The organism is Collinsella sp. AF23-2 (genome assembly GCF_003459245.1).
In the GTDB taxonomy this organism is placed as follows: Bacteria; Actinomycetota; Coriobacteriia; order Coriobacteriales; family Coriobacteriaceae; genus Collinsella.
Map to the genome: position 1 here is coordinate 78573 of NZ_QRVG01000007.1, position 10607 is coordinate 89179.

Consider the following 10607-nt stretch of genomic DNA (forward strand, 5'->3'; position numbering starts at 1 on the left):
AAACCTGACCCCAATGCACCAAGTTAGGACCAGAGGAAGTCGCTGCGGGTGACGGTGGCGCCGATGGCGAAGGGCATGCAGGCGATGACCGGATACAGGTAGCGCATGTAGGTCGAGCCGTTGCACGGACCAATCAGGCACACGGCGAGCACGCCCAGCAGCGGCACCCAAATGGCCAGCCCGCGCCACGAATGGCGGCGCAACAGGTAGACCACCACGGCGATCATAATCCACACATAGGTGGCCGAGCTCATGGTGAGCGAGATAAACGGAATGCGCTGCACCGCCACGCGATACAGGTTGATCAGGTGGTCGCACCAGCGCACAACCTTGCTATCGACCGGATGGAAGTCAAAGTACTTGAGGTTATCGGGCTTCGCCATAATCTCGGCACTGCGCGCCGTGCTGTAGACCCACGCATCGCGGGCACTCGGATAAAAGTAGCCGTAGTAGTTATTGATGAGCGCCGAGATGTAGCACTCGGGATCCTTTTTGAGCATCTGCGCCCAGACCTCAAAATAGGCCTTGATGTCCTCCTGCGAGGCGTACTCGTTAAAGCAATTTTTGACGGCGTCCGACTTATCCGGGTTGTAGCGGCGGCCCAGATTGTCGTACTTGAGCACACGGTCGATCACGGCACGCTCATCGTCGGTCACCAAGCCGTCGCAAGGAGCCTCCACGATAGTGCCGTCCTCCTTAACCGTAGGGTTGACACCCGAGTTGAGGCCGTCGTGCTTTTGGACGAAACGAGCCGTCTGCTGGAACGGAATCGAGAGGATTTCGCGCTTGGAACCAGGCGTAATGTCGTGCGCCGGCATAAAGACCTTGGTGAAGTACATATTAGAGGCAAGGCAGAGTCCAAGCACCGCAAGAACTCCCACCCAGCGGAAACGCGAGATGGCGCCCGAAGGCGCAGCACCGGCCTGCTTGACTGCACGACGAGCCACATGCGCGTCCCATGCGCAAAACGCCGCCGCGATTACGCATGCCGCCAGGGGAAACACCAGGCCGCCGTTGCGCAGAAACGTGGAACCCATGGCACCCAGAGCGAGCAGCAGCCAGTCATGGCGCGCAAAGAGCACGGGCCTCTGTTCGCCCGCACGCTCGGCATTGGCATCACGACGGGGCAAGCCACATGCCACGAACTTGACGGTCTGTACCAGCAGCACCAAAAACGCGTCGGCAAAGAGCACGTCTTTGGTGAGCAACGCCGCGTAGTTAGAGAACATCGGCATAAACGCAAAGAACAGCAGGATCGCACCGCGAACCGGCAGGCTCACGCCCAGTTTGCGCAGCGACGAAATGGAATAGGCCATGCAGGCAGCCGTGATGACAAATTGAGCGCAGGTATAGATGATGAGGCCCGCGTTAGCGCTGTTGAACAGCGAAAGCCCCAGTTGAACGCACGAGCCGATAATGGCCGTGTGCACTACGGGATGATGCCCGTTGAGCAGCACGTTGGGGTTGAGTAGGCGCAGGTAGTCGCTCGTGCCGTTGGGATAGTTGAACCACTGGCGAATCTGCGCACCCGTATCTCCCATAAAAAGGCCGGGCAGCGAAGCGATGAGCGTGGGCGCCCAGGCGATCATAAGCACCAGGAAGGGCCCGGCAAAGGGATGGACCGAGAGCACGGCGTGAGCCACACGCCATATGCGGCCAAAGTGCGCCTCGGAAAACGGGATGCGCCGAGAGCTCAGCCAATCCAGGCACTCAAAGGCAAGGTAGAAGGCCACGATCGCTAGGAGCATCCAGCCCGCGCCGCCAATCCAGGCGCAGATGATGCGGGCCTTGTCGCCAAGAACAATCTCGGCCGAGTCGGCGAGGTCGTAGCTGCGGCCGAACACCATGCAGATGGCGAAAAACAGCGACGGCAGAATAATCGATGGGCGCCAGGTGTCGCCACGGCCAAAGAATACGTAGCGAAACGGCAGCGTGAGCAGGCAGGCAAACGCAAGCAGCATGACCGCGTCGGTATGGCCGGCAAACGAGAGGAGCACCTCGTAGCACACGTACAGCATGCCCGAGGCTTTGGGGTCAATCGCCAAGACTGCGTTGCTCGACACCGGGGCGGGATCGATGGAAAACGCCGTGGTCGCCAACAGCGCGAGCAAAAATGCGGCGAGCGTCTGCTTGGCGGGGTAGCGCTTAAACCAGACGATGCGGGCCGCGTCGCGCGCAGCCGTTGTGGAGAGATCGGAATCCTTCACAGTCCGAAAGCCTTTCTAGAAACCTGCCAAAAAGGGACAGGTTTATTTTGGCAGGTTTTATCTGGGGAAACGTTACGGTTCTGTCATCGTTGCCCGGTAAAACCACCACAAAGGTGTCTGTCCCCTTTGTGGTGGTATGTGGTGGTTAGGCGTCGAGGTAGATGCGCTGGGGACGGTTGCGGCGACGGGCAAAGATGATGAGCGCCAGGCCCGCGATTACGAGCGGCAGGCTCAGCAGCTGACCCATCGTGATGACGCCGCCCAGCAGATAGCCAAGCTGGGCGTCGGGCACGCGCACGAACTCGACGAGGAAGCGGACGATGCCGTAACCCATCACAAACACGCCCATAAACGTGCCCTGGGGCAGCAGCGGCTTTTTGCGGCTGAGCACCTGCAGAATGCAAAAGAGCACAATGCCCTCAAGAAATGCCTCGTAGAGCTGGGAGGGATGACGCGGCATATCGCCCGCGGTGCCACCGAAGACCACGCCCCAGGGCAGATCGGTCGGCTTGCCCCACAGCTCACCGTTGACAAAGTTGGCACAACGGCCCAGGCACAAGGCCAGCGGCGCGCCTATGACGGCAAGGTCTGCCAAAGTCCATGCGTCGAGTTTATACATGCGGCACACGATGATGCCGCCGATAATGCCGCCCACCAAACCGCCATGGAAGCTCATGCCGCCCTCGTTGGTGGCAAAGATCTCGAGCAGATGCGCCCAGTAGTAGCCGTCGCCGTAGAAAATGACGTAGAACAGACGGGCGCCGATGATAAGGCCAAAGACCACGCCGACCACGACACTCGTCAGGTCGTCAATCGTGATGTTAAAGCCCCAGCGACGCTGCGTGCGGTACATGACGACCGCCGTGAGCAGGGCACCGACCACATAGGCCAGACCATACCAGTAAATCGTGATGGGCCCCGCCGAAATCGCGACGGGATCAAGCATATGGTAGAAGTCGTTGAGCATGTCGACCCTCCTACTCCCTACATACAAATGCGGCCGCGGGCCTTGCGCTCGCAGCCGCATATTTGGGCGTAACGTCTATGCGGAGTATGCCGTCCGCAGCTTTCGCATCTTAGAACGGCGCGTACTCGTCGTACAGGTCGTCGGTCTCGCCGGAGGCATTAACCTGCTCGACACGGGTAACGCCGGGCACATGCTCCTTGAGGATACGCTCGATACCCATGGACAGGGTCAGCGCGCTCATAGGGCAGCCGGCGCAGGCACCCTGCAGCTCCAGTTTGACGACGCCCTCGTCGTCAACACCCACATACTCCATATCGCCGCCGTCGGCCTGCAGGTTGGGGCGAATCTCTTCAAGAACCTTCTTAAGCAGCTCTTCGTTAACAGCCACAGGGGCTCCTTTCTCACAATAACGCGGGCACGCCCGCGGACAGGGGCTATGTTACTACAGCCATGTACCCGCTCACGAGCCATCCATGCGCGCGGACACGACTTTCACGAGCAGTCAATTTGGGACGGGGATCTTTTAGCTGCCTGTTGTTACCAGCTGGCATTGTCACGCGCTACTGCTGAGCCTGCCCCTCGGTACCGATGTGAACATCGACGATAACCTGGCGGTAGCTAATACCGCAGGAGTCGAGAATGCGGCGGCTGATGCGGCCGTCGTCGGTGTCGGCGTACTTGTTGTCCAGGTAGACAACCTCGCCCACACCCACCTGCGCCAAAATCTTGGCGCAGTCGTGGCACGGGAACAGCGTGACGTAGACCGTGGAACCCTCGAGGTCCTTGAGCGAGCCACGGTAGTTGAGCACGGCGTTGGCCTCGGCATGGACCACGTAGTTGTGCTTGTCCTGCAGCGGGTCGTCGCTCGTACCCCACGGGAAAAAGTCGTCGTTGAGCGCCGAGGGCGTACCGTTGTAGCCCACCGAAAGGATACGGTGGTTGGTGCTGGCGATGCACGCACCCACCTGCGTGTTGGGGTCCTTGCTGCGGCGCTGTGCGGCGATGGCCACGCTCATAAAGAACTCGTCCCAGCTAATGACGTCCAGGCGCTTGCCTGACGAAGTTTGATGAAGATCGTCCGACATGGCAGACACCTCCGTAATCGCAATAGTTTGACCCATTGTAGCAGGTGAAAGGTGGGGGGCGTTTGTCCCACCGGCGCCCTCACTTTTACACGCGGCGGGGCTTTTGGTTGATGCGGTAGAGCTCGGCGAGTCCTCGCAACGTCAGCGCGTCGTCTACCGTCAGGCTGTGGCCGACCAGCGACGCGAGCGCCTCGGCATCGTCGCCGGTAATGACGATGGGCACGTCGCCCTCCCCCGCGGCCTTGGTCGCGCGCATCTCGGCGAGCACCATGTCGAGCATGCCGTCGATGCGGGCCACCTCGCCCAGAACCACGCCCGAACGCATGGCCTCGCGCGTGTTGCGACCGATCACATGCGTGGGTGCCGAGGGCTCGACCTGCGGCAGACGCGCCGCAGCAGCCGAAAGCGAGCGGGCGCCAAGCGCCAGACCCGGCGCGATGACGCCGCCCACAAAGGTGCCGCGCGCGTCGATGACCTCGATATTGGTCGTGGTACCCAAGTCGATCACGATGCAGGGAGAGCCGTAGACGGCGCGTGCCGCCACGGCGTCGGCGATGCGGTCGGGACCGATCTCTGCTGGATCGTCGTAGTGCACGGGCATACCGGTCTTGAGGCCCGGCCCCACCGTGAGCACGCGCCCCGTGCAGGTACGGGAAAGTGCTGCCTTCCACGGGCGCTCGAGCGCCGGGACCACACAGCTCAGCACGGCAGCCGTGGGCACAAGCGCGCCCGGCATGCCCGCATCGGCCGCCAGCGCGGCCGTGACCTGCGCGAGACGCATACGCGCTTCGTCGGCCGTAATGCTCGACGGCGTCGTGATCTCGCACGTCGCGAGCGGGCGCTCCTGCGCCGCGGCCGAATCCTCGGCAAACAGGCCAAAGCGAATGAACGTGTTACCCACGTCGACCGTCAATATATATGCGCACCCATTAAGCATCGTCGGCGCTCCTTTCGTCTGTCCAGCAGTATATCGCCTACCTAAACCAGTCATCCCAAAATGACTGGCTTGCGGCTATACTGGTGCGCGGTCGTTTGCGAGCTCACGCGGCGGCCCTTGGTAACCCGACTTCCCGCGCCGTATCCGTAGCGGCGCTCCCGGGGGAAGCGGATATACGCAAAGGAGTTCTATATGAGCAATCCCTCGAACCGCGCTTCGATGCGCGGGCAACTCACGCTGCGCGGCGTCGTCATCGGCGTCCTTGGCTGCGTGATCATCACGGCAAGCTCGGCCTACACCGCCCTCAAGATGGGCGCACTCCCCTGGCCAATCGTCTTCGCTGCCGTCATCTCGCTGTTCTTCCTTAAGCTCATGGGCAACGCCAGCCTCAACGAGGCAAACGTCACCCACACCATCATGTCCGCAGGCGCCATGGTCGCCGGCGGTCTGGCGTTTACCATCCCGGGCGCCTGGATGCTGGGCTATGCCAACCAGATCAGCTGGCTCGACATGTTTATCGTGGCACTCGCCGGCACTATCCTGGGCCTGCTGGCCACGGCACTCATCCACCGTCACTTTATCGTGGACGCCGCGCTTGAGTTCCCCACTGGCAACGCCGCAGCTCAGACCCTGCGCGCGACCGAGGCCGGCGGCAAGACCGGCAAGCAGCTCTTTGGCTCCATGGCCATCGCCGGCATCTATAGCGTGCTGCGCGACGCCCTGGGCATTGTGCCCAGCATGCTGTGCACGCTCAACATTCCCGGCGTGACCTTTGGTATCTACAACTCGCCCATGCTGCTCTCCGTCGGCTTCCTCGTGGGCTTCGCCCCCGTCGCCTTCTGGTTTGCCGGCGCCCTGCTGGGCAACTTTGGCATCATTGTGGGCGGCACCGCTGCCGGTCTGTTCGACGTTGTGACTGCGCAGGGCATCGTCAAGTCCCTGGGTATGGGCCTCATGATGGGCTTTGGTGTCGCCGTCGTCCTCAAGGACATCCTGCCGCAGGTCGCCGGTATCGTCCGCGGCCTCGCCGCCGACAGCTCCACCGACACCGACGAGCAGTCGCTCATCTCGGGTTCCCTTAAGCTCGACGCCGGTATCATCGGCCTGGGCGCTGCCGCCATCGCCGTGATCATCGCCATCGTGCTCGACCTTGGCCCCGTTCCGGCCGTCATCGTCACGCTGTTCACCTTTGTCACCACCATCATGAGCGCACAGAGCTGCGGCCAGACGGGCATCGACCCCATGGAGATCTTTGGCCTCATCGTTATGCTCATCGTGGCCGCCTTCGCACAGATCGCCCAGGTCAAGCTGTTCTTTATCGCCGGCATCGTGGCCGTGGCGTGCGGCCTTGCGGGCGACGTCATGAACGACTTTAAGGCCGGCGCCGTGCTGGGCACCAACCCGCGTGCTCAGTGGATCGGCCAGGCCATTGGCGGCATCGTGGGTGCCCTGGTCGCCGCAGCCGTCATGGTCGCGCTCGTCACCGCCTATGGTCCGGACGCCTTTGGCCCCGACAAGAGCTTTGTTGCCGCGCAGGCAAGTGTGGTCGCCACCATGGTCTCGGGCATCCCGAGCGTGCCGTGGTTCGTTGGCGGCTTTATCGCCGGCATCGTCATGTACTGGCTCGGCATTCCGGCCATGATGATCGGCCTGGGCGTGTACCTGCCGTTCTACATGTCACTCACGGCATTCCTGGGCTCCTGCGTCAAGCTCGCCTACGACAAGTGGGCAGCACACCGCGACGCCACCGCTGGTCTTTCTGACGAGGAGAAGGCTGCCAAGGACGCCGCCTTCCAGGAGCAGGGCCTGGTCGTTGCCAGCGGCCTGCTGGGCGGCGAGTCCATCGTCGGCGTTATCCTGGCGTTTGTCTCCGTGGGCCTGAGCCTGCTGGGATAAGCTGAGCAGTTGCTCGACAGCAACCATATTGCCTACGATTTGCCCGGTCGGTAGCTTTCGCGGCTACCGACCGGGCTTTTTGATACCAACGCAAAGAAAGACCGGCGCGCTGCGTTTAACAGCGCGCCGGCCTTATCGGTTAAGCTATCGAAGCGTTCCTGCTATGAACCGAAGTTCGTTGCAGAATCTACGCTCGAAACGCTACATCTGCTTGCGACGACGATCGCCGAGCGTCACACCCGCAGCCACGAGCGTAATACCGCCGATAACGAAGACCTCGCCCGCAAGCGCGGAGTCATCACCGGTCTGGGCGAGCGCGGCCGACGTTGCCTTCTTCTTGGCGACAGGAGCCTTTGCAGCAGCCTGCGCAACCTGAGGCTTGGCCTGCGGCTCAGCCTTGGGATGATACTTGTCGTACTCGGCCTGCGCGGCAGCCAGGGCATCCTTGGCATCGCCAAGCTCGGCAAGCGCGGCGGCATAGGCGTCGTTGGCATCGGACAGCTTGGCATCGGCATCGCTCAGAGCAGCCTTGAGGCCAGCGGCGGCATCGACGGCGGCCTTATAGCGAGCGTAGGCAGCGTTCAGCTTGACCAGCTTCTCGTTGCCCGTCGTGCCCGCGGCAAGGGATGCCTTGTGGTCGACAGCCTCAAGATCGGCCTTGAGCGCCTCGTCGTTGGCAAGCTCGGCCTTGGCCTTGACGATCTCGAGGTTCGCATCGACGACGGCTTCGTTGGCGGCATCGAGCTGCTTCTGGGCATCGGCGACACCGGCGACGGCAGCGTCATAGGCGGCCTTGGCGTCGTCGACCGCCTTCTGGGCACCGGCGAAGCGCTCGAAGGCCTTGTTTGCGGTGGCAAGCTCGTCCTCGGCGGCCTTGGCCTTCGCCTGCGCGTCGGACAGGATCTGCGTCTTGGCGGCAACTGCCTGCTTGGCGCCCGAAAGAGCGGTCGCGGCGTGCACATCTGCGGCCTGAGCCTTGTCAACGCCAGCCTGGGCAGTGTCGTCGGCCTTCTTGGCATCGTTAAGCGTGCCCTGCTTGTTCGCAAGATCCGTCTTGGCGGCATCGCACTTGGCGGCAAGGTCCTTGACCGAAGCAGTAGCGTTGTCATACGCCTCGTTGGCCTGATCGGACTTTACCTTGGCGGCGTCGCGGGCGCTGCGAGCCTTCGCCTTGTGAGCAGCGGCCTCGGCTGCCTTCGTCTTGCTGTCAGCAAGCGTGGCGTTTGCCTTATCGAGAGCTGCCTGGGCAGTAGCGGCCTCGCCCTTGGCGGCGTCGAGCTTGGTCTTGGGCGTCTTGACGTCGATACCCTTGAGTTTGGCTTCGGCGGCGTCGTATGCCGTCTTCGCGGCGGCGGTGCCGGACTTGGCCTTCTCGTACTCGCCCTTGGCGGTGTTCATGTTCACATCTGCTGCGGTGAAAGCGTCCTGGGCGGCATCCTGCCCGTTTACAGCTGCGAAGTAAGCTTCCCTAGTAGTTCCAAAGTTCTTCTGCGCCTCGGCGAGCTTGCCCTGAAGCTCCTTGAGCTGCGCCTTCTGCGCCTGCGTGCCGCCAGCGTTATAGGCAGAGTCGATGTAGTCGTTCACGAGCTTCTTGAACTCGGAGACAGTGAAATCAGCCTGAGTATCATCAGCGCTGTAATCGAATACGGTTACCTCGGAATCGGTGTTCTTACCGCTACCGGTCGCGATACCGATAGCCTTCGTGCCGGCATCGATGATGTTGAGATAGTGCCCGCACTCTTTGTAGATGCTGTAGTAGTGCTGGTAGATATAGTATGAATCATATCGATGGCTCCCAAGTGCGTCACCATACTGTTCGACGTACTTATCGAATGCCTTTTTCTCCTGGGTGTAGAGACCGGTATATGGCCAGCCAAGCGTATCCTCGGTCTCGCCGCCGGTATATGCGCCGCCTCCGCCAGCAAGATTTTCGCCGTTGTCGAAGTAACAGTTCGAGTGTCCCCAGATGTTCGATGAATATGATGTATTAAGAGCGGCTGCCGCAGTCATGCGGAGGCTGACGCTGAGCGCCGACTGACCGTTCGCCTTGCGGAGGTTGTTCTGGGTGTCGAGATATGTCAGGGCGTTGCGCATCTGCTCCAAGGAAAGCGGGTTGGTGTCGCGAGACATGTCCTGATCGACGTACTGGTCATACCATTCGGCCTTGTCAGCGGCACCGGTCAGCATCGATACGGCTTCCTGGGCGTTCTTTTTCTGCGTGGCTGTGAACTGGCTGCCGTCGCTAATATAGTTCATGAAGCCGAGTATACCTTGGCTGATGACTTCCTGGTCAACGGTCATGTTGGACTTGAGCTCAGCAATCTGCTGCTCAAGAGCCTCAACCTGGACATTAGCAGCGTCATAAGCCTTTTCCGCGGCGTTCGAAGCAGCGCAGGCTGCCTCCCACTCGCTGCGCTTCTGCTTGCGAACTTCGACAAGCTTATCGTACTCCGCCTTCTTGTCGGCCTCGGTCTGCTGGGCCTGCTCGTATGCCGTCTTCGCGGCGTCACGCTTACTGGCCGCGTCCTTGTACTCCTTGTTTGCCGCATCGTATGCAGACTGGGCAGATGCCACAGCAGCGTTGGCGGCGTTGGCCTTCTCCTGCGCGGCAGCGACGGCAGCCTGGGCGGCCTGCAGATTTGTCTGTGCGGTGGCGTCGGCATCCGTCGCGGCATTGAGCTCCGCCTGCGCGGTCTTGAGCTCACCAGCAGCAGCTTTCTTGGCGGCCTCAAGCGCACTCAGGTCAACACCCGTACCCGAGACGGCAGCATCGAGCGCGGCCTGCGCCTGGTTGAACTTCTGCCGGGCGTTATCGCGCGCGGTGGTTGCGGCTGCGAGAGCAGCGGCAGTCTCCTGCTTCTTGGCCTGGGCAGTCGTCAAAGCCGCCTCGGTATTCTGCTTTTCCTGCTGGGCGCTGGCCTCGGCAGCCTTGGCCTGGTCCAGATTGGCCTGTGCAGTAGTAACGGCCTTATTGGCGTCATCGAGCTTTGCCTGCGCGTCCTCGACGGCCTTCTTGGCGGCCTCGTACTCGTCCATACCCATGGCCTCGAGCTTGGCCTGGGCATCATCGAGGGCCTTCTTGGCCTCATCCTGCTTTGCCTTGGCGTCCTTGAGCGCCTGGGTCTTATCCTCGACACTCTTGTTGGCCTGTTCGAGCCGATCGTTCAGGTCGCCCAGCTTCTTCTGCTGCTGCTCGGTCTTTTCGACGGCGGCTTTGAGCTCGTCAATCTTCTCCTGGAGCGCGGCGACTTCTGCTGCGTTCTGCTCGATTTCGTTGTCGCTCACAGCCTGCGAGGCCTGATTCTTTTGCTGCTGCGCCTGCTTTTGAGACTGGCCCGCCGCATCGGCGTTCTTCTGGGCGGCATCGTAGGCGGCCTGAGCGTCCTTGAGCTGCTTTGCCGACTCCTCGGCCAGCTGGGCAGCCGTCTTTACGACCGCTTGGTTACCGGCGGCAACGGTGTTCTCTACAGAACTACCCATTACAGTCTGAAATAGGCCATCGATAAATTTCGATG

At 61.5% G+C, this 10607-nt stretch carries 7 protein-coding genes; 1 reads left to right on the top strand and 6 read right to left on the bottom strand.

Annotated elements, in window-relative coordinates:
• Positions 1 to 23 precede the first annotated feature (23 nt).
• The 5 genes from DWY03_RS04670 to DWY03_RS04690 all read right to left on the bottom strand — a co-directional run bounded on the left by DWY03_RS04670 (position 24) and on the right by DWY03_RS04690 (position 5196).
• A complete protein-coding gene (locus DWY03_RS04670) occupies positions 24 to 2207 on the bottom strand; it encodes a DUF6020 family protein (protein WP_231500740.1) in 2184 nt (727 codons plus the stop codon).
• A 145-nt stretch (positions 2208 to 2352) separates the two neighbouring features.
• On the bottom strand, positions 2353 to 3174 hold the full coding sequence (gene lgt, locus DWY03_RS04675; protein WP_117840019.1) for a prolipoprotein diacylglyceryl transferase: 822 nt from the start codon (positions 3172 to 3174) through the stop codon (positions 2353 to 2355).
• Between the two features lie 109 nt (positions 3175 to 3283).
• Entirely contained in the window at positions 3284 to 3562 is a 279-nt protein-coding gene (locus DWY03_RS04680) for a NifU family protein (protein WP_117637654.1), read from the bottom strand.
• 172 nt (positions 3563 to 3734) lie between these two features.
• Entirely contained in the window at positions 3735 to 4259 is a 525-nt protein-coding gene (locus DWY03_RS04685; protein ID WP_099432128.1) for a dCMP deaminase family protein, read from the bottom strand.
• Between the two features lie 85 nt (positions 4260 to 4344).
• Positions 4345 to 5196 (bottom strand): type III pantothenate kinase, encoded by an 852-nt coding sequence (locus DWY03_RS04690; RefSeq protein ID WP_117840020.1) that lies wholly within the window; start codon positions 5194 to 5196, stop codon positions 4345 to 4347.
• 192 nt (positions 5197 to 5388) lie between these two features.
• Here DWY03_RS04690 and DWY03_RS04695 point away from each other — a divergent pair, with 192 nt between their 5' ends.
• A complete protein-coding gene (locus tag DWY03_RS04695) occupies positions 5389 to 7092 on the top strand; it encodes an OPT/YSL family transporter (RefSeq protein WP_117840021.1) in 1704 nt (567 codons plus the stop codon).
• A gap of 201 nt (positions 7093 to 7293) precedes the next feature.
• Here DWY03_RS04695 and DWY03_RS04700 read toward each other — a convergent pair whose 3' ends face one another.
• Positions 7294 to 10572, bottom strand: coding sequence for a CAP domain-containing protein (locus DWY03_RS04700; protein ID WP_117840022.1), 3279 nt, complete (start codon positions 10570 to 10572; stop codon positions 7294 to 7296).
• Positions 10573 to 10607 lie beyond the last annotated feature (35 nt).

Coding starts and splice junctions, on each gene's coding strand:
- lgt (WP_117840019.1), bottom strand. CDS start 3,174: ATGCTCAACGACTTCTACCATATGCTTGATCCCGTCGCGATTTCGGCG.
- DWY03_RS04685 (WP_099432128.1), bottom strand. CDS start 4,259: ATGTCGGACGATCTTCATCAAACTTCGTCAGGCAAGCGCCTGGACGTC.
- DWY03_RS04690 (WP_117840020.1), bottom strand. CDS start 5,196: ATGCTTAATGGGTGCGCATATATATTGACGGTCGACGTGGGTAACACG.
- DWY03_RS04695 (WP_117840021.1), top strand. CDS start 5,389: ATGAGCAATCCCTCGAACCGCGCTTCGATGCGCGGGCAACTCACGCTG.
- DWY03_RS04700 (WP_117840022.1), bottom strand. CDS start 10,572: ATGGGTAGTTCTGTAGAGAACACCGTTGCCGCCGGTAACCAAGCGGTC.